General features: G+C 53.0%; 17 protein-coding genes and 5 pseudogenes. 14 read left to right on the forward strand and 8 right to left on the reverse strand.

Annotation, left to right across the window (positions count from 1 at the left end; translation table 11 throughout):
* Positions 1-87 precede the first annotated feature (87 nt).
* On the reverse strand, positions 88-762 hold the full coding sequence (locus tag NM96_07725; GenBank protein AVR79234.1) for a carbonic anhydrase: 675 nt from the start codon (positions 760-762) through the stop codon (positions 88-90).
* 381 nt (positions 763-1,143) lie between these two features.
* Between NM96_07725 and NM96_07730 the strand changes: the two genes are divergently transcribed.
* From NM96_07730 to recJ, 4 genes are all read left to right on the forward strand, one after another.
* Positions 1,144-2,385, forward strand: a complete 1,242-nt coding sequence (locus NM96_07730) for a tryptophan permease (protein AVR79235.1) — start codon at positions 1,144-1,146, stop codon at positions 2,383-2,385.
* A gap of 233 nt (positions 2,386-2,618) precedes the next feature.
* Positions 2,619-4,121: a phosphate acetyltransferase gene (locus NM96_07735; protein AVR79236.1), complete on the forward strand. Its 1,503-nt coding sequence runs from the start codon at positions 2,619-2,621 to the stop codon at positions 4,119-4,121.
* Between the two features lie 146 nt (positions 4,122-4,267).
* The gene (locus NM96_07740) at positions 4,268-4,543 is read left to right on the forward strand and encodes a DUF1289 domain-containing protein (protein AVR79237.1); all 276 of its coding nucleotides are present in this window, start codon (positions 4,268-4,270) and stop codon (positions 4,541-4,543) included.
* 146 nt (positions 4,544-4,689) lie between these two features.
* A complete protein-coding gene (recJ, locus tag NM96_07745) occupies positions 4,690-6,390 on the forward strand; it encodes a single-stranded-DNA-specific exonuclease RecJ (GenBank protein AVR79238.1) in 1,701 nt (566 codons plus the stop codon).
* 70 nt (positions 6,391-6,460) lie between these two features.
* Here recJ and mltG read toward each other — a convergent pair whose 3' ends face one another.
* Positions 6,461-7,456, reverse strand: coding sequence for an endolytic transglycosylase MltG (gene mltG, locus NM96_07750; protein ID AVR79239.1), 996 nt, complete (start codon positions 7,454-7,456; stop codon positions 6,461-6,463).
* Positions 7,450-7,608: pseudogene (locus NM96_07755) on the reverse strand (UDP-N-acetylglucosamine diphosphorylase). Before NM96_07755 ends, mltG begins: the two are co-directional and overlap by 7 nt.
* Here NM96_07755 and NM96_07760 point away from each other — a divergent pair.
* Together NM96_07760 and NM96_07765 are read left to right on the forward strand one after the other, a co-directional pair.
* The gene (locus NM96_07760) at positions 7,585-8,157 is read left to right on the forward strand and encodes a 1,6-anhydro-N-acetylmuramyl-L-alanine amidase AmpD (GenBank protein AVR79240.1); all 573 of its coding nucleotides are present in this window, start codon (positions 7,585-7,587) and stop codon (positions 8,155-8,157) included. The pseudogene NM96_07755 and the gene NM96_07760 sit on opposite strands and share 24 nt — an antisense overlap.
* Positions 8,158-8,392: 235 nt before the next feature.
* Positions 8,393-9,649 carry a cell division protein ZipA gene (locus NM96_07765; protein AVR79241.1) on the forward strand — a complete coding sequence of 419 codons (1,257 nt, stop codon included), beginning with the start codon at positions 8,393-8,395 and terminating at the stop codon, positions 9,647-9,649.
* A gap of 107 nt (positions 9,650-9,756) precedes the next feature.
* Here NM96_07765 and NM96_07770 read toward each other — a convergent pair.
* A pseudogene (locus NM96_07770) lies at positions 9,757-9,889 on the reverse strand (IS5/IS1182 family transposase).
* A gap of 62 nt (positions 9,890-9,951) precedes the next feature.
* On the opposite strand from NM96_07770, the gene NM96_07775 reads away from it, so the two are divergent.
* From NM96_07775 to NM96_07785, 3 genes are all read left to right on the forward strand, one after another.
* Positions 9,952-12,423, forward strand: a complete 2,472-nt coding sequence (locus NM96_07775; GenBank protein AVR79242.1) for a DNA ligase (NAD(+)) LigA — start codon at positions 9,952-9,954, stop codon at positions 12,421-12,423.
* 161 nt (positions 12,424-12,584) lie between these two features.
* Positions 12,585-13,826, forward strand: a complete 1,242-nt coding sequence (locus tag NM96_07780; GenBank protein ID AVR79243.1) for a hypothetical protein — start codon at positions 12,585-12,587, stop codon at positions 13,824-13,826.
* 145 nt (positions 13,827-13,971) lie between these two features.
* Positions 13,972-14,412 carry a CDP-paratose synthetase gene (locus NM96_07785; protein AVR79244.1) on the forward strand — a complete coding sequence of 147 codons (441 nt, stop codon included), beginning with the start codon at positions 13,972-13,974 and terminating at the stop codon, positions 14,410-14,412.
* A gap of 82 nt (positions 14,413-14,494) precedes the next feature.
* On the opposite strand, the gene NM96_07790 is transcribed toward NM96_07785, so the two are convergent.
* The 3 genes and pseudogenes from NM96_07790 to NM96_07800 form a co-directional block, all read right to left on the reverse strand.
* Positions 14,495-15,391 (reverse strand): hypothetical protein, encoded by an 897-nt coding sequence (locus NM96_07790; GenBank protein AVR79245.1) that lies wholly within the window; start codon positions 15,389-15,391, stop codon positions 14,495-14,497.
* Positions 15,360-15,645: pseudogene (locus tag NM96_07795) on the reverse strand (helix-turn-helix domain-containing protein). Before NM96_07795 ends, NM96_07790 begins: the two are co-directional and overlap by 32 nt.
* Before the next feature lie 101 nt (positions 15,646-15,746).
* On the reverse strand, positions 15,747-16,835 hold the full coding sequence (locus NM96_07800) for a prephenate dehydratase (GenBank protein ID AVR79246.1): 1,089 nt from the start codon (positions 16,833-16,835) through the stop codon (positions 15,747-15,749).
* A gap of 93 nt (positions 16,836-16,928) precedes the next feature.
* On the opposite strand from NM96_07800, the pseudogene NM96_07805 reads away from it, so the two are divergent.
* The 3 genes and pseudogenes from NM96_07805 (at position 16,929) to NM96_07815 (ending at position 19,467) form a co-directional block, all read left to right on the forward strand.
* A pseudogene (locus tag NM96_07805) lies at positions 16,929-17,073 on the forward strand (IS5/IS1182 family transposase).
* 285 nt (positions 17,074-17,358) lie between these two features.
* The gene (locus NM96_07810) at positions 17,359-18,036 is read left to right on the forward strand and encodes a DNA-binding response regulator (GenBank protein AVR79247.1); all 678 of its coding nucleotides are present in this window, start codon (positions 17,359-17,361) and stop codon (positions 18,034-18,036) included.
* Between the two features lie 15 nt (positions 18,037-18,051).
* Positions 18,052-19,467 carry a sensor histidine kinase gene (locus tag NM96_07815; protein ID AVR79248.1) on the forward strand — a complete coding sequence of 472 codons (1,416 nt, stop codon included), beginning with the start codon at positions 18,052-18,054 and terminating at the stop codon, positions 19,465-19,467.
* A gap of 44 nt (positions 19,468-19,511) precedes the next feature.
* On the opposite strand, the pseudogene NM96_07820 reads toward NM96_07815, so the two are convergent.
* Positions 19,512-19,665, reverse strand: a pseudogene (locus NM96_07820) (IS5/IS1182 family transposase).
* Positions 19,666-19,941: 276 nt separating this feature from the next.
* Between NM96_07820 and NM96_07825 the strand changes: the two are divergent.
* Positions 19,942-22,335 (forward strand): GNAT family N-acetyltransferase, encoded by a 2,394-nt coding sequence (locus NM96_07825; GenBank protein ID AVR79249.1) that lies wholly within the window; start codon positions 19,942-19,944, stop codon positions 22,333-22,335.
* A gap of 76 nt (positions 22,336-22,411) precedes the next feature.
* A complete protein-coding gene (locus NM96_07830) occupies positions 22,412-22,660 on the forward strand; it encodes a 30S ribosomal protein S16 (protein ID AVR79250.1) in 249 nt (82 codons plus the stop codon).
* Positions 22,661-22,667 lie beyond the last annotated feature (7 nt).

A 22,667-nucleotide genomic window follows, 5' to 3' on the forward strand; every position in this document is an offset into this window, starting at 1 on the left:
TTGTATTTGATGGGATTGGGGCAAATCAAGGTCGTCTGAAAAATCAGGACGCTTGTTCAAACTGATTTTCAGACGACCTCCAAGCCATCAACCCACTTTCTTGCGCGCGTTGACCACCCATTCGGAATCGGTGAGGTCGTAGATTTTCTGGATGTCGGCGAGGATGTTTTTGAAATCGATGTTTAAATCGATGAGGCGACCGGTGCGCAGGTCGAAGACCCAGCCGTGCACGATCGGATAGCCGTCGAGCAGGTAGCGTTCCTGCACGCACGCCATTTTGATGACGTTGAGGCACTGTTCCTGCACGTTCAATTCGACCAGGCGGTCGTAGCGCAGGTGTTCGTCTTCGATTGCGTCCAGTTCTTCCTGATGCAGGCGGTACACGTCGCGGATGTTGCGCAGCCATGGATTCATCGCGCCCAAATCTTCGGGCAGCATCGCCGCTTTGATGCCGCCGCAGTTGTAGTGACCGCAGATGATGATGTGTTTGACTTTCAGATGCGAGACGGCGTATTCGATGGCAGAAGCGGCATTCATGTCCAAACCGTGCACAAGGTTGGCAACGTTGCGGTGTACAAACACATCGCCCGGTTCAAACCCCATCAGCTCTTCCGCCGCGACGCGGCTGTCGGAGCAGCCGATGTAGAGGTATTCGGGATTTTGTCCGTCGGCGAGGTCTTTGAAGTAATCGGGGCATTGCTGCCTCTTCGTTTCCTGCCATTTGCGGTTGTTTTCAAAAATGACTTCGTATGATTGGCTCATGCGGCTTCCTTTCTGCTTGATGTGTCGTCTGTTTTTTTGTTATCGCACCCTGTTTCGGATGCGGCCTCTGTAAGGGTTGCGCATTCTAGGAAGGCAAAATTAGAGAAAAATTAGCCATAAAATGCCGTATAAATATGTAAATTCGGCATTTTCAAGCAAAAGGTCGTCTGAAAACCCTTTTTCAACCCAATCAGACAAAAAAAGGAGAAACCGCAGTTTCTCCCTATCTTTCAAAAAATTAAATCGTCCTCATCCACGCGCCGCAGCCCCGTCCGAAAATCCTCCTGCTGTCTGCCATTTCCCCGCAATTTTCAGACGACCTCCTTACCAATCCTTACACTTTACGGCATAATGGCGGACTGTTTTTCCGAGGAGAATTTCATGTCCGTCAAAACCCCGTCGCTATTCGGCGGCGCCATGATTATCGCCGGTACAGTCATCGGCGCAGGCATGCTTGCCAACCCGACCGCCACCTCCGGCGTCTGGTTCACAGGCTCGCTTATTGTGTTGCTCTACACTTGGTTTTCCATGCTTTCCAGCGGTCTGATGATCCTTGAAGTCAACACCCACTATCCGCACGGCGCCAGCTTCGACACCATGGTCAAAGACCTGCTCGGCCCGACTTGGAACGCCATCAACGGCGTTGCCGTCGCCTTCGTTTTATATTTACTTACCTACGCCTACATCTTCGTCGGCGGCGACTTGACCGCCAAAGGGCTGGGCAGCGCGGTAGGCGGCGACGTTTCGCTCACCGTCGGACAGCTTGTCTTCTTCGGCATCCTCGCCTTTTGCGTGTGGGCGTCGGCACGGCTGGTCGATCGCTTCACCAGCGTCCTCATCGGCGGCATGGTGCTGACCTTCATTTGGGCGACCGGCGGGCTGATTGCCGATGCCAAACTGCCCGTCCTCTTCGACACCCAAGCCCCCGCAGGCACGAGCTACTGGATTTACATCTCCGCCGCCCTGCCCGTCTGCCTCGCCTCCTTCGGCTTCCACGGCAACGTCTCCAGCCTGCTCAAATACTTCAAAGGCGATGCGCGCAAAGTCGCCAAATCCATTTGGGCAGGAACGCTGATTGCGCTTGTGATTTACGTCCTGTGGCAAATCGCCATCCAAGGCAACCTGCCGCGCAGCGAGTTCGCCCCCGTGATTGCCGCCGAAGGGCAAGTCTCCGTCCTCATCGAAACACTGTCCAAATTCGCCCAAACCGGCAGCATGGACAAAGTGTTGACCCTCTTCTCCTACATGGCGATTGCCACTTCCTTCCTCGGCGTAACGCTCGGCCTCTTTGACTACATCGCCGACATCTTCAAATGGAACGACAGCGTGTCCGGCCGTACCAAAACCGCCGCCCTCACCTTCCTGCCGCCCCTGATTTTCTGTCTGTTGTATCCAACAGGCTTCGTTACCGCCATAGGCTACGTCGGTCTGGCGGCAACCATTTGGACCGGCATCATCCCCGCCATGCTGCTCTACCGTTCGCGCCAAAAATTCGGCGCAGGCAAAAACTACAAGGTTTACGGCGGATTCGGGCTGATGGTTTGGGTTTTCCTCTTCGGTGTCATCAACATCGCCGCGCAGGTATTGAGCCAGCTCGAACTCGTCCCCGTGTTCAAAGGCTGACAACCCAACCGCACAAGAGGTCGTCTGAAAACCCCATCAAAGGTTTTTTCAGACGACCTTTTCTATATTTTGCATAGACAGTATCAGCCCCTTAAAAATCCATTGCATTTTCACTCAATCCATTAACATTTAACCTTGTTGGAAACGCGGTTTGTTTGTTAGTATTAAGCCATTGCCGTTACGTCCGCATCACGGCGGCGACGGACAACCTCCAAATAGAAAGGACACATATCATGGCTAAATTATTGGTCGCTCCGGTATCCGCCGGTTTGGACGTGGCAGCAGCAAGCAAAGCCTTTGCCCAAGCTTTGGGCGCGCAAGTTTTCCAACCGCTCGACGCATCCGCCGAAACCCTGTTGGCGCAAGGCAAAAGCGACGACTGGTTTGACGCTGTGGTCGGCAAAGCCGTCGCACTCAATACCGACAATCTTGTTATCGAAGGTATCGCCCCCGAAGCGGACAAACTCTTCCTGTCCGGCAAAAACGTCGAGCTGGCATTGTCTTTGGATGCAGGCGTAGTCTTGGCATTGCAATCCGACAATGCCGACGCAGCCGAAGCGGCACACCGAATCAACCTTGCCAAACAGCTTTACACCAACGCACCGGGTCTTTTGGAAGGCTTCATTATTGAAGGCGCGGCAGCATCCGTGGGCGAAGAAGTTGCCCGTCTGACTGGACTGACGTTCTACGGCTCAAGCAGCGCGCTCAAAGACGTATCTGCGTTGGCAAAACGCGAAGCATCCCGCCTTTCTCCCGCCCAATTCCGTTACAACCTGATTGATTTTGCCCGCAAAGCCGATATGCGCATTGTCCTGCCCGAAGGTGCAGAACCGCGTACCGTCGCCGCAGCCGCCATCTGCCACGAAAAAGGCATTGCCCGCTGCGTCTTGCTTGCCAAACGCGAAGAAGTTGAAGCCGTTGCCAAAGAACGCGGCATCAACCTGCCTGACTCTTTGGAAATCATCGATCCCGCCACATTGGTCGAACAATACGTCGAGCCGATGTGCGAATTGCGCAAATCCAAAGGGCTGACGCCTGAAGACGCCCGCAAACAACTGCAAGACACCGTCGTCCTCGGCACCATGATGATGGCGCAAAACGACGTGGACGGCTTGGTATCCGGCGCCGTTCATACTACCGCCAACACCATCCGCCCCGCTTTGCAACTGATTAAAACCGCACCGGGCGCCAGCCTCGTGTCCAGCGTATTCTTCATGCTGCTGCCCAACCAAGTCCTCGTCTTCGGCGACTGCGCGGTCAACCCGAATCCGACACCCGAACAGCTTGCCGATATCGCCATCCAATCCGCCGATACCGCCAAAGCCTTCGGCATCCCGCCTAAAGTTGCCATGATTTCCTACTCCACCATCAACTCAGGCAGCGGCCCTGATGTCGATGCCGTGATTGAAGCGACCAAACTGGCGAAAGAAAAACGCCCGGACTTGGAAATCGACGGCCCGCTGCAATACGATGCGGCAACCGTGCCTGAAATCGGCAAAACCAAAGCCCCTGAAAGCACCGTCGCCGGTCAGGCAAGCGTCTTGATTTTCCCGAACCTCAACACCGGCAACTGTACTTACAAAGCCGTACAACGCAGCGCCAACGTCCTGAGCGTCGGTCCATTGTTGCAAGGTTTGCGCAAACCGGTCAACGACCTTTCCCGCGGCGCATTGGTAGAAGACATCGTCTTCACCATCGCCCTGACAGCGGTTCAGGCAAAACAAATGGCAAACTGATTACTTGATTTTTTAAAGTAAACAAAGGTCGTCTGAAAACCATCAATAAGGTTTTCAGACGACCTTATATATTCGGACGGTACATACCTGGCCGAAACCCTGCACCTTGGCTATACTCTTTCAGACGACCTTTCCGCACCTTCATTATGGAACAACCCGATTTCTTCCCCATCCCCAGCCCCTGCATCGGCGTATGTGAAGCCAACGAAAAAGGCTATTGCAAAGGTTGCCTGCGCAGTCGTGAAGAGAGATTGTATTGGCAGCAGATGACGGACGACCAAAAGCACCAAGTCATGCGCCTGCTGCATATGCGCAAAACCAAAATCCGCAACAAAAAACTCGATTTGCTGAGACAACAGGAAGAACGGGAAGAAATACAGCAGGACAATTTGTTTGACGACAACTTTGTCCCGGAAACTTAAAACGAGAAAGAGGTTCCCCTTCTCTTTCACAATAAAAGGTCGTCTGAAACCAGGCAGCAGATTTTGGTTTGCTTTTAAGTTTTCAGACGACCTTTCCCGCCTTAAAATACATCCCCTCAAATACAACTATACCCCGTCCACACACCATGCCCGTCAAAATCCAAACCCGCCCCGTCAACCAAAACGTCCTCGATGATTTGCTCACCGCCGGCGCCGACCCTTTAATCGCCCGCCTGTGCGCCTCGCGCGACGTGCAGAGTCCTGCCGAATTGGACGACAAACTCGCCAGCCTTCTGCCTTATCAATCGCTGACGCATTGCGAAGCCGCCGCCCGCCGTCTGGCGGATGCTATCGAGCGCAAGGAAAAAATCCTGATTGTCGCCGACTACGATGCCGACGGCGCGACCGCGTGTTCCGTCGGCATGAGCGGTTTGGCGGCGATGGGCGCGGCGGTGGATTTCCTCGTACCCAACCGCTTCGAACACGGCTACGGCTTGACGCCCGAGCTTGCCGAAATCGCCGCCGCGCAAGGCGTGGATTTGCTGATTACGGTCGACAACGGCATTGCCAGCATCGCAGGCGTGGCGCGGGCGCAGGAATTGGGTTTGGACGTGATCGTTACCGACCATCACCTGCCCGCTGAAACCGTACCCAACTGCATCATCGTCAATCCGAACCAAAAAGGATGCGGCTTCCCCAGCAAAAGTCTGGCGGGCGTGGGCGTGATTTTTTATGTGTTGATGGCGTTGCGTGCCGAATTGCGCCGCCGTAATTATTTTTCAGACGAGCTGAAGGAGCCGAATCTGGGCGAACTTTTGGATTTGGTCGCACTCGGCACCGTCGCCGACGTCGTCCCACTCGACCACAACAACCGTATCCTCGTCTCGCAAGGTTTGAAACGGATGCGTTCCGGCAAAATGCGTCCCGGCATCCGCGCCTTGTTTGAAGTGGCACGGCGCGACTGGCGCAAAGCGCAGCCTTTCGACATGGGGTTCGCACTGGGTCCGCGCATCAACGCCGCCGGACGGCTCGACGATATGTCGGTCGGCATCGCCTGCCTGTTGGCGCGCGACGACGCGGAAGCGCAGGCATTGGCGGCGCAGTTGAACGACCTCAATATCGAACGCCGCGAAATCGAGCAGTCCATGTTGCAAGACGCGCTGAACGCTTTTCCCGAAACCCTGCCTTCAGGTCAGACAACCCTGGTCGCCTACCGCGACGACTTTCATCAAGGCGTGGTCGGCATCGTCGCCAGCCGCCTCAAAGACCGCTTCTACCGCCCGACCATCGTGTTCGCCCCAGCGGACAACGGCGAAGTGCGTGGTTCGGGGCGTTCCATTCCCAACCTGCACCTGCGCGACGCTTTGGATTTGGTATCCAAACGTCACCCCGATTTGATTTTGAAATTCGGCGGACACGCGATGGCGGCGGGCTTGAGCATACTCGAACACAACATTCCCGCGTTTCAGACGGCCTTTGAAGAAGCCGTGCGCGAAATGGTGTGCGAAGACGATTTGTCGCAAACCTTCATCACCGACGGCAGCCTGAAAGCCTGCGACATCACGCTGGAACAGGCGCAAAACCTCGCCCGCCATGTTTGGGGACAAGGCTTCGCGCCGCCGAGCTTTACCGACGAGTTTCACGTCATCCGCCAGCAACCTTTGGGCGCGGAGGGCAAACACAAAAAAGTCTGGCTGCAAAAAGACGGCTACGAATTTGAAGCCATGTTCTGGCGGTGTACCGATGATATTCCCGAATACATCCGCACGGTTTACCGCCCTGTGGCAAACGAGTGGCGCAATCAGATGGAATTGCAGCTTTATATCGATTATTGGGAAGCGGCTTAAGGCTTGCGAAAGATAAAAGGTCGTCTGAAAATTTTCAGACGACCTTTATGCTTTTGAAGCTCAGTTCAACCTATTTCTTCAAAATGTATTTGCGTACGGCAGCGTTGTGTTCTTCCAGATTATGGCTGAACTGGCTCAAGCCGGTGCCGTCCATTTTGGAGACGAAATAGAGGTATTTTTCATTCGACGGATGCGCGGCGGCTTCAAGGGCGGCTTTGCTTGGCAGGGCGATGGGGGTCGGGGTTAAGCCGCTGCGGGTGTAGGTGTTATACGGCGTATCGCGCTGGAGGTCGGCTTTTCGGATTTTGCCTTTATACGCGCTGCCCATGCCGTAAATCACGGTCGGATCGGTTTGCAGGCGCATGCCGATGTTGAGGCGGTTGACGAATACGGAAGCAACATGGGCGCGGTCGTCTTCGTGGGCGGTTTCTTTTTCAATCAGGCTCGCCATAATCAGCATTTCATACGGATTTTTGTAGGGCAATCCGCTTTGGCGATCTTCCCAGGCGTCGTTCAGACGACGTTGCATGGTTTGATAAGCGGTTTGGTAGATTTGCAAATCGCTGCTGCCTGCGTCGATTTCGTAGCTGTCAGGGAAGAACTGGCCTTCGGGATTGCTGCTGAGCGCGTCGGGGGCAATCGCCTGCATGAGTTCCGCATCGCTCCAGCCGCGTGTTTTGTGTTCGATGTCGGGCGTGTTATCGATGATTTTACGCATGGTGGCAAAACGCGAACCTTCGACGATTTGAACGGTAACGGCATCGGGTCTGCCATTGCGGATTTTCTGTAAAATGCCCCAGGCGGAAATGTTGGAAGGGAGGCGGTACGAGCCGGCGTTGAGTTTATTGTGTGCACCTATCAGGTAGGCGGCTGCGACCAGTACATGGCGGTTGTAAACGACTCCGTCTTCGGCAAGCGTACGGCTGACGGAAGAAATGCCTTGGTTTTTGGCAATTTTGATGCGGTATGCTTTGCCGTTGTCTTTGGGAACAAACAGCAAGGCGGCGAACACGGCGGCAACGGCAACAAAAAATACCGCAAACCATTTCAACATTTTTTTCAGCATGGTAGGATTTTTGATTTGTGAACGTCGGACGACAGTATAACCGAAATGCGCGCCTTCTTCCCTGCGCGCCCGCCCGACGTATGTTTTTTCCGCCTCAGTGGTCGTATGAAATAAAGGGTCGTCTGAATATGAATCTTCCGTCCGAATGCCAAGACATTGACTGGCAACAAGGCTGGTGGCAGCCTGCGCGCCGCGCGTTTTCGCCGAACTTCGAGCCGCGTGCAGAATCAGAAACTGTGTCGCTGGTGGTTTTACACAATATTTCGCTGCCGCCTTTCGAATATGGGACGGGCGCGGTGGAAAAGCTGTTTACCAACCGCATCGCCCCCGACGAACATCCGTTTTTCAGCGTCATCCACACCTTGCGCGTTTCCAGCCATTTTCTGATCACCCGCGAGGGCGAGGCGGTGCAGTTCGTTTCTTGCGACGATATGGCGTACCACGCGGGCGTGTCGTCGTTTCGCAGACGTGAAAAGTGCAACGCGTTTTCGGTCGGTATCGAATTGGAAGGCTGCGATTTCGAGCCGTTTGCCGAGGCGCAATATCAAACGCTGGAAACCCTGCTGCAAGCGTTGATCGGGCATTACCCCATCACCGCCGTTACCGGTCATCAGGACATCGCCCCCGGCCGCAAAACCGACCCCGGCCACTTTTTCGACTGGCAAAGATTGCAGGCAGCAGGTTTCCCGGTTGTCCGTTAATCGCTCAAAAATGCCATATAGCATTTTTCAGACGACCTGGCCCGATTTTGGGCTATCATTCTCGGCATTTGCTGTCAGAAAAGTTTATTTTCGTTATAATCGAGCATCCATACGGGACAATCCGTGTCCGACTCCGACGAACTTACTCGCGGCAATACGATTCCGCATACGCCCAAAGGCAAACCACCCCGGGCAACGAAGACGGAATGCCGCTCTTACAAAAAAGTGATTACCCATGATTTTCATCGTCTTAGGCTTGGCAGTCATCCTTGCCGTCATCGCCTACAATATGTACCAAGAAAACCAATACCGCAAACAGGTGCGCGAGCAGTTCGGCCACTCCGACAAAGACGCGCTCCTGAACAGTAAAACCAGCCATGTGCGCGACGGTAAAGAATCCGGCGGCAAAGGCCTGTTCGTCAAAAAAGCGAACAAAGCCCAAGAAGCCGCGCTGCGCAATCTGCAAGAACAAGACGAAATCTTCGCCGCCAAAGCCAAACTCGCCAAACCTTCCGCCATCAAAACCGATGTCGAGTTGGCGATTGAAGACGACTTTACCGACGAGCCGGTACAGCATACCGTCATCGGGCTGAACAACGAAATCACCACCCAAGCCGCCAGTGACGAGCCGGTTAACCTGCCGTCCGCCGCCAACCAACCTTTGGTCAGCTTGGACGAATTGTCTCAAGTCGAATTGCCGTGGTTTGACCCGCGCTTCGACTACCTCGCCTACATCGCCCTCTCCGAAGCGCAAGAGCTGCACGCCCTGCCCCGCCTGTCCAACCGCCACCGTTTCCAAATCATCGGCTGCACCATGGACGACCGCTTCCAAGTTGCCGAACCGATTCCGAGCGTGTATTACCAAGGTTTCGTTGTCGGCCTGCAAGCAGTCAGCCGCAACGGTTTGGCGACTCAAGAAGAATTGCAACAGTTCAACCAACAAGTTGACACCTTCGCCCAACTGATGGGCGGCAAAGTCCTCCACACCGATTTGGCAGCGTTTACCGAAGTCGCGCAGGCATTGGACACCTTCTGCGCCCGCGTCGATCAAACCATCGCCATCCACTTGGTTTCACACAGCAACATCAGCGGCGTCGAACTGCGCGCGTCTGTTGAAAACCTCGGCTTCGTATTGGGCGAAGACGGCGCATTCCACTACACCGGACAAACCGGCAGCCCGATGTTTGCCATCCACAGCCTCACAGGCGACGCGTTTACCAACGCCCTGTTGGACAACCAGTCCTACAAAGGCTTCAGCATGCTGCTCGACATCCCGCACGCGCCCGCCGGCGAAAAAACCTTCGACCTCTTCATGGACTTGGCGGTACGCCTCTCCGGTCAGTTGGGCTTGGATCTGGTCAACGACAAAATGGAAGAAGTTTCTACCCAATGGCTCAAAGACATTCGCAATTACGTCTTGGCGCGTCAGGAAGAAATGCTCAAAGTCGGCATCAAACCCGGCAGCAAACAAGCCCTGCGCCTGTTCTCCTAAAATCGAATGTAATCAAAGCGGATATGTCGTTACGGCATATCCGCTTTTTTTCGGGTAAAATTCAACTGTTTTCAACCTATCATTTTTCAGACGACCTTTGCCCGTCCCATCATGTATAGTGGATTAACTTTAAATCAGGACAAGGCGACGAAGCCGCAGACAGTACAGATAGTACGGAACCGATTCACTTGGTGCTTCAGCACCTTAGAGAATCGTTCTCTTTGAGCTAAGGCGAGGCAACGCCGTACTGGTTTAAAGTTAATCCACTATATCAGACAAAGGTCGTCTGAAAACCTTCCTCCATGAATCCGACCGCACAACACATCCGCCACCTCACCGACCTCCTCAACCGCTACGCCTACGAATACTACACCCTCGACGCGCCCAGCGTACCCGATGCCGAATACGACAAATTATTCCGCGAACTCGAAGCGTTGGAACGAAACCATCCCGAACTCAAACTGCCCGACAGCCCGACCCAGCGCGTCGGCGGCGAGCCTTTGGCGGGATTTGCCGAAGTGCGCCACGAAGTGCCGATGCTGTCGCTGACCAACGCCTTTTCCCCGCAAGATGAAAACGGCGTGTTCGACCATGCCGAAATGTACGCCTTCGACCAACGCGTGCGCGACGGCTTGGACGGCGGCAATCCCGAATACGTTATCGAACCCAAATTCGACGGCCTCGCCATCAGTCTGCTCTACCGCGACGGCGTATTGGTGCAGGCGGCGACGCGAGGCGATGGCACGACTGGCGAAGACGTTACCCAAAATGTCAAAACCGTCGCCAACATCCCCCTGCGGCTGCACGGCGATAATCCGCCCGAATTCATCGAAGTCCGCGGCGAAGTGCTGATGCTCAAAGCCGACTTTACCGCCCTCAATAAAAGACAAACCGAAAACGGGCAAAAACCCTTTGCCAATCCGCGCAATGCCGCCGCCGGCAGCCTGCGCCAACTCGATTCGCGCATCACCGCGCAACGCAAACTACACTTTTTCCCCTACTCCGTCGCCCGTCAGCAAGGCGGTTTCGTCGCGGAAGAACACATCCAAGAACTCGCCTATTTCCAAGAACTCGGCTTCAGCCTGCCCGACGGCAATTTCGGCTGTTTCAAAAATATCGACGAAGTATTGGCGTTTTACGAACAAATGCAGCAAAAACGCCCCGAACTGCCCTACGAAATCGACGGCATGGTCGTCAAAGTCAACAGCTTGGCGCAACAGCGTGAACTCGGCTTCATCTCCCGCGCGCCGCGCTGGGCGATTGCCCACAAATTTCCCGCCGAAGAAGCCCTGACCATCGTCGAAGCGATTGACGTGCAAATCGGGCGCACCGGCGCGGTTACCCCCGTCGCCCGCCTGCAACCCGTATTCGTCGGCGGCGTCACCGTCACCAACGCCACCCTGCACAATCAGGACGAAGTATCGCGCAAAGACGTGCGCGTCGGCGACACCGTCGTCGTGCGCCGCGCCGGAGACGTGATTCCTGAAGTCGTGCGCGTGATTTTCGAACGCCGCCCGATGCAGGAAACCGCCGTTGCCGTTTCAGACGACCTCAAGCATCAGCAAGACGACCTGTTTGCCGAAACACCGTCCGCCAATCAAACCCAATCCGTTCCGCTCCACAAGCCCTACCGCCTGCCAACCCATTGCCCCATTTGCCGCAGCGAAATCGAACGCGAAGAAGGCGAAGCCGTCGCCCGATGCAGCGGCGGCATGCTGTGTCAGGCGCAACGCGCGCAAGGCTTAATCCACTTCGCCTCACGCAAAGCCATGGACATCGACGGCCTCGGTCAAAAACAAATCGAGCAGCTGGTCGCCCAAAACCTCGTCCGCCATTTCGCCGACCTCTACCGCCTCAACATCCCGACCTTGCAAAAAATGAAGGAAACGGCGGATAAAGGGTCGTCTGAAAACGAAAACGGTGACGCAGAAACGGTTTCAGACGACCTGTCTGAATCCAACACCCAAAACAGCAAAAAACAACCGACCAAGTGGGCGGAAAACATCCTCGCAGGCATAGAAGCCAGCAAAACGCCCGAACTCGCCCGCTTCCTGTTCGCGCTCGGCATCCGCCACGTCGGCGAACGCACCGCCAAAACGCTGGCGCAGGCATTCGGCTCGCTGGAACATGTCCGCCGCGCACCCGAACCCATCCTCGCCTGCCTGCCCGACATCGGCACCGTCGTCGCCCGCTCCATCGCCCACTTCTTCGCCCAAGACGCGCAGCAGGCGATGATAGATGAGCTGCTCGCCGCAGGCGTTGCCCCGCAAACCCAAGCCGTTACCATCCCGCCCGCCCGCCACGCCGAGCCGCAACGCTGGATTGCCCGCCTGCCCGGTTTCAAAATCAGCGAAAACAAAGCCCAAGCCTTATGGGAACTCGCCGGCAAAAGCATAGAGGGCCTGCAAACCGACAAAACCCTCCCCGCCGACTGGCAAGCATGGCGCAGCGAAACACAAAACGCCGCCCTGCTCGAAAACCTGAAAACCTTCTTCGCACAAACGTCGTCTGAAAACCAAGGAGCAACAGTTTCAGACGACCTCAATGAAGCCGTAGCAGGCAAAACCTTCGTGTTAACCGGCACCCTGCCCACCCTCAAACGCGACCAAGCCCAAGCCTTGATCGAAGCCGCAGGCGGCAAAGTTTCCGGCAGCGTGTCCAAAAAAACCGACTACGTCGTCGCCGGAGAAGCCGCAGGCAGCAAGCTGGAAAAAGCCAATGCCTTGGGTGTGGCGGTTTTGAGCGAGGAAGAGCTTTTGGCGATGCTGGGCTGAATACCCGCCAAACATGCCGCAGATTAAACTAGGAAATCCCCGCATCGCAATTCCCCATATGCGGAAACAACGGTATAGATATTGCTGATTCGGATTTATAAAATAAGGTCGTCTGAAAATTTTTCAGACGACCTTTATGAGTGTAAACAAAAGGAAAAACCATGGACAAAGGGAATAAACCCAATCGCTTATTATGGGTATTAGGCGGAATCGCTGTTGCAGCATTTATTTTTGTTTTAGAACGATATATCAACAATTTTAAAACATTCCCCATTGCTAACGACTCCGCCACATGGGGAACATTCGGCGACTATCTGGGCGGCACGCTGAACCCCATCATCAGCTTCCTAGCCCTTATCGGCCTGCTCTACACCATTCATCAACAAGCGCAGGAAATGCAAGCAACGCGCGAAGAGTTGAAACAGGCTGCAGAACAGCAACGCCAACAGGTAGAACAACAAAGCCGCCAGTCAGAGATTTTTAATCTGCAACAGTTTGAATCGACGTTTTTTTCTTTGCTGGAGCAGCATAATAAAATAGTTGAAACCCTTGTCAAAAATATTGATGAAATAAACAAATATAATCCAGCACATGATAATAAAGATTCATTTATTAATGAAATATATGAGAAGTATTCAAAAATCTACCAATCAAACGTTTGCGACAACCAAATAAAAATTAATCTTTACATCGCAAATAATATACAACAAAATCTTGAATTGAAAAGGTACTTCATTGTACTATTTCAGATACTTAAATTAATCTCACTAAATTTATCCAAAGACACATATGGAAATACAAATAATAAAATCAGTATAGAAGATTATGTTGCTGATGACGAAAAATCCAGAGAGAAAATTAGTAATTCATATATTAATCCACAAGAAAAAATATATAGCAATATACTTCGCTCCTTTATCCCCAATGAAATCCTTAAATTAATTGCTTTAAACTGCCTATCTTTAAATTCAAAAACATTCAATAATTTTCAAGGGTTACTCAATAGATATAATTTTTTAGAACACCTGCAATTAGGTATGCAATTAGGTATGGAAGATACTGTCCTTCCAGTTAAACATCATGATGATTTTATATGGCTCTATCTTACAACAACAATCGGTATTGATGATATAAGACCTTCATTTGGAAACAATAAGCTACCCACTAAAATGGTAGAATTATTCAATGAATCAAAGAGCAGATTTATATCAATACTAAACCAGCAAAAAAATGAATTACAAAGAAAAAAAGAAACACTTGAAAGGCAGTTAGTTTTTGCAAACTATGAGAAACGTGAGAAAGATATTCAGAACGTAGAGAATGAATTAGAAAAAACAAGAAAAATTGTTGAATTTTTACAAAATACGGAAGAAAACACCGGCTTATTTTCACATGAGGAATAAGTCAAAAGGTCGTCTGAAAATTTTCAAACGACCTTTATTCCATTATCCATACCAAACCAACCATGTCGCCCAATGCAATGATGAACTGATACCAACTGCACCACTCTTATCAATATCTCCATCTTTACCCACAACGGTCAATATCATGCTGACTTACACCCGCAGCGTCCGGCTGGATGCGCCGCTCGAACCGATATTCCGCTACTGCACTTCCCGACACGGATTTGCCTGTCAGTTCCCGTTTGACGTGCAATGGCTGTCGGAAAAGGAATACTGGGCGCGTGGAGATATTTTGGATTTCAGATACAGAGTTTGCGGGATTTGGTTGCGGCATCGCGCCGAAATCATTTCGCTTGAGCCGAACCAATCGTTTACCGACCTGATGCTGAAAGGGATTTACCGTTCCTTCCGCCATACACATGAATTCAAATTTTCCGAGGGGCGTACCTGCGTGACGGATACGGTGGAATTTACTTTCGGGCTGGGCAAAACGGTTGACCGGCTAATCGGATTACCGACTTTGCGTCGGACATTTGAAAAACGCCACCGTTTATTGAAAGAGTGGGCTGACCAATGGACTGACTGAAGATGCTACAAGTTAAAGGCGTAAAAAAGGTCGTCTGAAAACTGAACTGGCCCCCAAATCTTGGACACTCATAAAAGCCTATTCAGGCGCTCTGTGCAAGCTGGGTTCTGTATGCGACAGGACTCAGCTTTTTCAATTTCAAACTGCAACGCTCCCGGTTGTAGTAATCCATATAGTCATCTATCTGCTTCATCAATTCATCTACCGTCAATTCACCTGCATTATAGAAACACTCCGTCTTCAACACCGCAAAGAAGCTTTCCATCGGCGCATTGTCCCAACAGTTCGCCTTTCGCGACATGCTTTGAACCATGGAATGCTCCGCAAGCAATTCCCTATACCCCGCCGTACGGTACAGTACACCTTGGTCCGAATGAAGCATCGTTCCTTTAGCAGTCAGACGGGGGGCAGCTTTTTCGAGCATTTCCTTCACCATTTCGCTGTCGGCTCTGCGGCTCATGGCGTAGGCGACGATCTCGCGGTTGAACAAGTCCAAGATTGGCGAGAGGTACAGTTTGCCGTCGCTCCCTTTGAGTTCGGTCACGTCGGTCAGCCATTTTTCGTTGGGCTTTTGGGCTTTGAACCGGCGTTTGAGGAGGTGTTCCGATATTTCACCCATGGCGGGATGGCGGTAGGCTTTTTTTGCCCGTATTTTGGCTTTCAGCCCCATCTGTTTCATCAACCGAGCTGCTTTTTTGCGGTTCCAATCCAATGCTGCGGCAATGCGCCTTTGCCCGTAGCGTCCTTTATGCCGCCGGTAGGTTTCGACAAGGAGGGCTTTGTCGGCTGCGTCGGGGTCGGGTCGGTCTTGGTGGTGGTAGTAAAAGCTGCTTTTGGGCAGGTTTGCGATGTGCAGCAGGTATTTGAGCGGGTGTTGCGCCCTCAGTGTTTGGACGGTTTGGCTTTGTCCTTTTCGGTCTGCTTTTGGCTGAGGGCTTTTAACTCCTTTAGGTAGGCGACCTCTGCGCGCATATAGCACAACTCTTCGATAAGCTCTGCCTGTGTTTTTTCTTGGTCGGGTTTATCTGCGATGAAGGGGTTTTTTCGATGTTGGGGCATGGTTTTGGATTGGGGATGTTCGAGTGCGCCGATACCGCCTTCTTGATAGGCGCGTATCCATCGTCTCAGGTGGGTTCGGGAAATGCCGTAGTGGTCTGCGGTACGCTGTTGGCTGCGTATATGCAGATAGTGGAGTACGGCTTGGTATTTGAAGTGTAATGTATATTTGCTCATAAAAAAACTGCACCTTGTGAGTTGGAGGGGATGTCCAACTTTTGGGGTGCAGTTCAAACCCGTATCTGAATTTTCAGACGACCTTCTTCATTCCCGTTACATCACAAAACGGCTGCCGGATAGGACCCGATGACTTTGACAAACGATGCGCGTTCGCTCAAGAGCCGCAGTGCGTTTTGGACTTTTTCGTCGTTTTGATGTCCTTCGATGTCGATGAAGAACAGGTATTCCCACAGCGCGGATTTGCTCGGGCGGCTTTCGAACTTGGTCATTGAAATGCCCGATTCGGTAAACGGCTGCAACAGCGCGGCGACGGCGCCGGCGCGGTTGGGTGCGGAAACTGCTAGCGAGGTTTTGTCTTTGCCGCTGCTGCCTGTATCTTGATGCCCCATGACCAAGAAGCGCGTGGTGTTGTTCGGCTCGTCTTCGATACATTCGGCGACATAGTTCAAATGATAAATATCGGCTGCGGTACGCCCTGCGATGGCGGCGATGCTTGGGTCATCTGATTCTGCCACCAGTCTTGCCGCCTCTCCGTTGCTGGAAACGGCGATGCGTTCGGCGTTGGGCAGGTTGCGTCCGAGCCAGTCGTTGCATTGCGCCAGCGCTTGGGCGTGTGCGATGACTTTTGTGATGCCGCCCAATTCGTGCGTGCCTTTACGCAAGAGGTTGTGATGGATACGGACAATGACTTCGCCGCAGGCTTTCAATGCGGTTACCGCCAATAAATCTAAGGTGCGTCCGACCGAACCTTCGGTCGAGTTTTCAACCGGTGCGACCAAATAATCTGCCTGCCGCGTTTCGACTTGTCGGAAACACTGGTCTATGGTTTGAAAAGCGGCGGTATGGGCGGCATGGCCGAAATGTTTGATGGCGGCCTGCTGGGTAAACGTTCCCTGCGGACCGAGGTAGGCAATCGTCAGCGGACGCTCCACCGCCAAGCATTCGCTCATCACTTCGCGAAACAGCCTTGCGATGGATTCGTCAGGCAGCGGGCCTTGGTTCAAACTCTGAATCCGCCTCAATACCGCGACTTCGCGCTCGGGACGGTACACCGCGCCCGTTCCTTTCAATTCGCCGATGGCGTGCGCATGGCCTGCGCGCTCGTTCAACAGGCGCAAAATCTCGGCATCGATTTCATCGATGGCATTGCGGTGCGGCAAAAGCTGTTCGTCAATGGATAAGGACATATCGACAAGCCCCTTTGTGATTCATTCATCAATATAAACAATCATTTTAACATCAAACAGGTCGTCTGAAAGCTGAATACGTTTTCAGACGACCTGTTTTATAGTGGATTAACTTTAAACCAGTACGGCGTTGCCTCGCCTTAGCTCAAAGAGAACGATTCTCTAAGGTGCTGAAGCACCAAGTGAATCGGTTCCGTACTATCTGTACTGTCTGCGGCTTCGTCGCCTTGTCCTGATTTAAAGTTAATCCACTATAGAATCCCTCCGTCCTTTCTCGAACACAGCCTTTACCGGCATCATTTTGCCGCCCGTTTGGCGCGTATCCGGCGTATATTTTGGGGATTTGGTACAGGGGTCGTCTGAAAATGTAAAGACAGCGTCCCTGCAATGCAAAAAAGCGCAAAAGCATAGGAAAACAAGCTATCAAAAAACTCAAAATGCGTGTTAAGATTAGCCATCACTATCCGCCGCACCCATTTATTTCGGGTTTGCGCAGCGCATACAATCACGAAAAGGAAATCCCATGAGTCGCGTATTACTCGTAGATGACGACGCTTTGCTGACTGAATTGCTCACCGAATACCTTACCGCCGAAGGATTGAACGTCCACAGCGTTCCGGACGGCGAAGCCGGTGTACACGAAATCCTGACCGGCCAGTACGATGTCGTCGTATTAGACTCCATGATGCCGAAAATGAACGGCTTGGACGTATTGAAAAACGTCCGCTCCCAAAGCACCGTTCCCATCATCATGCTGACCGCCAAAGGCGACGACATCGACCGCATCATCGGATTGGAAATGGGTGCGGACGACTATGTTCCGAAACCTTGCACCCCGCGCGAACTGTTGGCACGCATCAACGCCATCCTGCGCCGTGCGCAACAAAGCGGCGAGCCGAACAACGCGCCAAACAGCATTTCCGTCAGCGACGTCGTCCTGTACCCTGCCAAACGTCAGGCGACCATCAAAGACACTCCGCTTGAGCTGACCAGCACCGAGTTCAACCTGCTCGAAGTCTTGATGCGCCACGCCGGACAAGTTGTCAGCAAAGAGACTTTATCCATCGAAGCACTCGACCGCAAACTGGCAAAATTCGACCGCAGCATCGACGTCCATATCTCCAGCATCCGCCACAAACTGGGCGATGCCTCGCTGATTCAGACCGTACGGGGCTTGGGCTACCTGTTTGTTAAAAACTAAAGATAAAACAGATCAATGAAACTGTTTCAACGCATCTTCGCCACATTTTGCGCAGTCATCGTCTGCGCAATCTTTGTGGCGAGTTTTTCTTTTTGGCTGGTGCAAAACACCCTTGCCGAAAACCAATTCAACCAACGCCGCACCATCGAAACCACTTTGATGAACAGCATCCTCTCCGCCTTTAGGGCGCGCGGGGACAGCGGTGCGCGCGAAATTTTGGCGGAATGGGAAGACAGCCCCGTTTCCAATTCCGTTTACGTCATTTTGGGCGACGAGAAAAAAGACATCCTTGACCGCAACATCGACAACCACACCATCGAACGCGCCCGCGTGTTTGCCATCAATAATCCCAATTCCGATTTGGCACATATCGAATACGACCGTTTCGGCGAAGAATACCTCTTCTTTATCAAAGGTTGGGACAGCCATCAGGCGCAACGCCTGCCCAGCCCGCTCTTTATCCCGGGCCTGCCGCTCGCCCCGATTTGGCATGAATTTATCATCCTCTCCTTCATCATCGTCGTCGGTCTGCTGATGGCGTATATCCTCGCCAGCAACATTACCAAGCCCATCAAAATCTTGGGCAGCGGCATGGACAGGGTGGCAAACGGCGAACTTGAAACCCGTATTTCGCAGCAAGTGGACGACCGCGACGACGAATTGTCCCACCTTGCCATCCAGTTCGACAAAATGGCGGAAAAACTGGAAAAACTCGTTGCCAAAGAACGCCACCTGCTGCACCACGTCTCCCACGAAATGCGCTCACCCTTGGCGCGTATGCAGGCGATTGTCGGACTGATTCAGGCGCAGCCGCAAAAGCAGGAACAATATCTGAAAAGGCTGGAAGGCGAATTGACCCGCATGGATACCTTGGTTGGCGAATTGCTGACGCTTTCCCGTTTGGAAACATCCAATATCCCGCTGGAAAAAGAAAGCCTGAAGCTCGTCCCCTTCCTGAAGAACATCGTGGAAGACAACCAAAGCATCGCCCAGCAGAACAAACAAACCGTTACCCTTTCGGTCGAACCCAGAATCCCCGAAAATGCCACGGTCTGCGCCAACGAAGGCTATTTGTACCGCGCGTTTGATAACGTTATCCGCAACGCCATCAATTACAGCCCCGAAGGCAGCACCATCCGCGTCAATATCGGACAAGACAGCAAGCATTGGATTGTGGACGTTACCGACAACGGTCCCGGCGTGGACGAAATGCAACTGCCGCACATTTTCACCGCCTTTTACCGTGCCGACTCCAGCGCCAGCAAACCCGGTACCGGCTTAGGCCTTGCCCTGACCCAACACATCATGGAGCAGCACAACGGCAAAATCATGGCTGAAAACATCAAGCCGAATGGTTTGAAAATGCACTTTATCCTGCCCAAAAAGAAAGTGAACGGCAAAACGGAAAAGCCGCATCCTAAAAACTCTTGACCATGAATGTTGCCCATCGGGGTTTGTATAGTGGATTAAATTTAAATCAGGACAAGGCGACGAAGCCGCAGACAGTACAGATAGTACGGAACCGATTCACTTGGTGCTTCAGCACCTTAGAGAATCGTTCTCTTTGAGCTAAGGCGAGGCAACGCCGTACTGGTTTAAAGTTAATCCACTATAAACAAATTGCCACACCCCAAGCCTACAAAAGGTCGTCTAAAAAGAACAAACCCTTACGTTCCCGCCTTTCAGACGACCTTTTATGCCATTTGTCATATATAATGCAAGTGAATAATTAAATCATTTAAAGTCTGCATGTTCCGCCATAAAGAGCAGAGGAACAGACTGTCCATTGATAACAAAACCAACAACGAACGCCCAATCCCGTTCACTCATCACACACCCCTTCCAACCCAAACCGCCCGAAAGGTCGTCTGAAACGCAGCGTCCACACACCGAAAAGGAGGCACCATGTCCGCCCAATCCATGTCCGGCTACTTCTTCATGCCCAACCACATCATTCTCGTGGGCGCGAGCGAACGCCCATACAGCTTGGGCGAACGCATCCTGAGCAACCTCCTGAGCGCACCGTTTCAAGGTCAAATTACACCCGTCAACCTCCGCCACCGCACGGTTGCGGGACTCGCCTCCTACACCAACCTCAACAAAATCCCCGGCAGTGCCGACCTCGTCATCGCCGTAACACCACCCGACAGCTACGACGCCCTGTTCAAATCCTGCCGCAAAAAACAGTTCGGCCACATCATCCTCATCCAAGACTGGGAAAGCCTGTCCGACGACGAATGGCACACCGCCGAAGCCGCCATCAAAAAACACCACGGCAACGAACTCAACATCAGCGTGTGCAGCCCCGCCGGCGTGCAGCTTCCATCGCAAAGCCTCAACATCAGTTCCCAACCCGACCATCCGGCAGGCTACACCGCCCTTCTGACCGGACACGCTTCCGTCAGCAGCGAAATCAACCTCATGCTGCAAAAAATGGGACAGGGCATTTCGCGCCACATCAGCCTCAACTATCCGCTCAGCCCCACCACTTCTGCCGACTGGCTCAACCGTTTCGGCCACAACCGCCATACCAAAGTTGCCGTCATCGAACACAACCTAGCCGAAAACCAGCGCAACCTGTTCAGCGCCATCCGCCATTTCACCCGCCACACCCCGCTCATCCTCCACGTTACCCACCGTTCGGACGACACCGAAAAAGCCGTGTTACGCTGCCTTGCGCGCCATTGCAACTTCCTCGCCACATTCAGCAGCAGCGAACTCGAAACCGCCCTGCACGCGCGTTTGTCTGACCTTCCCCCTCTGAACAGCATCGACATCCTGTCCGACACCCCTGCCGAGTGGCTGGAAACCTGCGCCCCCAAAAACCTAAAACTCCAATTCCCCACCAAGCAGCCGCACATCCGACAAGGCTACATCGGCAGCACACCCACGCCCGCCCATTACCACAGCATTGCCAGCCAACACCTTCAAAATACCCATACCGAAGCCCTGCTCGCCATCGTTGCCCCGACCGACAGTCCTGACGAAAAAAATCTAACCCGCACCCTGAGCATGCTGGCGAAACACACTGCCAAACCCCTGCTTGTCAGCAGCCGCTTTTCAGACGACCTCCTGCATTTCGACCGTCCCGAACAAGCCCTGCAAGCCGTATCGTTCCGCAACATTGCCGACCAACTGCAAAAAGAGCAGCTACGCATCGCCACGCCAAAAAAAGGTCGTCTGAAAACCCCGCAGGCAAGAAACATTAACAAAGCCCTCGCCTCAAAAGATCTGCCCCTGCTTGCCGAAGCCCTGTGCCTACCTACCTATCAGCACACCGTGCATAACGCCGTGCAATTCCGTTTTCAACGCCATGCCGTCTATGGCGACATCCTGACCGTATGCCATCAAGGCAGAACCACCGCCGCGCTCCCGCCGTTCTCTACGCTGGACAGCGAACACATCGCCCGTTTCGCCCAACTCGACAATACACACACCCTCAACCAGCTCCTGTATACCCTAAACACACTCAGCCAACGGCAGCAATACATCGGCGAAATCCTGCTCAACCTCAACGGCGACCAATACAGCAGCGACTTTGTCTTGCAGGCTGACGAACGCCCCTCCCCAAAAAATAAACCAACCAATATAGCCACCCTCAAGCTCGAACAAGCCGCCGCCAAAGTACAGACCGCAGCGGAATACCTGCGCAGCAAAAATCCTGCTGCCGCCGAGTTCCTCCGCAATACCGGCGAAGCCGCCGCCGAACTTTTGGGCGCAAAAACCGAAAGCGAAGCCCCCATCCAAAACGTGCTCGCCCCCTACCCGAGCGAACATCCTGCTACGCTTACCCTCAAAAACGGCGAAACCGTAACCATCCGCCCCTTCACCCCCGAAGACGCGGAAGCCAAGCAACAATTCGTCCACAGCCTGTCTCCACAAGCGCGCTACACCCGCTTCATGACCCATACCAACGAATTGCCCATCCCCACCCTCGCACGCTTCAGCAACCTCGACTACCACAGCGAAGCCGCATGGACGGCGCGCAATTCAGACGACCTCATCGTCGCCGTCAGCCGCTTCAGCCGTATCAACCGCAACGAATGCGAATTCGGCATCACACTTGCCGAAAACGTGCGCGGCAAAGGGTTGGCAGCGGAAATGATGAAGCTGATTATCCAATCGGCAACACAACAAGGCTACCGCGTCATGAGTGCCCAAATACTCAAATCCAACACCCCTATGCTTAAACTTGCTGAAAAATCAGGCTTTACCATCACCCCTTCAGAAGAAGACAACACTTTGTGCCAAGCACGCCTAAGCCTGACCACTACGCAAAACAGCAACAAAAACAAATAAAAACTTGCATGAACAACGCAAAATATCCTAAAATTAGCGGTTTCTTATCTATCCGATTTTCTCAAAAGGACTCAAAATGGTAGTTATCCGTTTGGCTCGCGGTGGTTCTAAACACCGTCCCTTCTTCCACGTAGTCGTTGCCGACTCCCACAACCGCCGCGACGGCCGCTTCATTGAGCGCGTTGGCTTCTACAACCCTGTTGCCAATGAAAAACAAGAGCGCGTACGCCTCCAAGCTGACCGCCTGAACCACTGGATCGCCCAAGGCGCACAAGTCAGCGACGCAGTTGCAAAACTGATCAAAGAACAAAAAGCTGCTGCTTAATCACCGG

Source organism: Neisseria mucosa, from assembly GCA_003028315.1.
Lineage (GTDB): Bacteria > Pseudomonadota > Gammaproteobacteria > Burkholderiales > Neisseriaceae > Neisseria > Neisseria mucosa.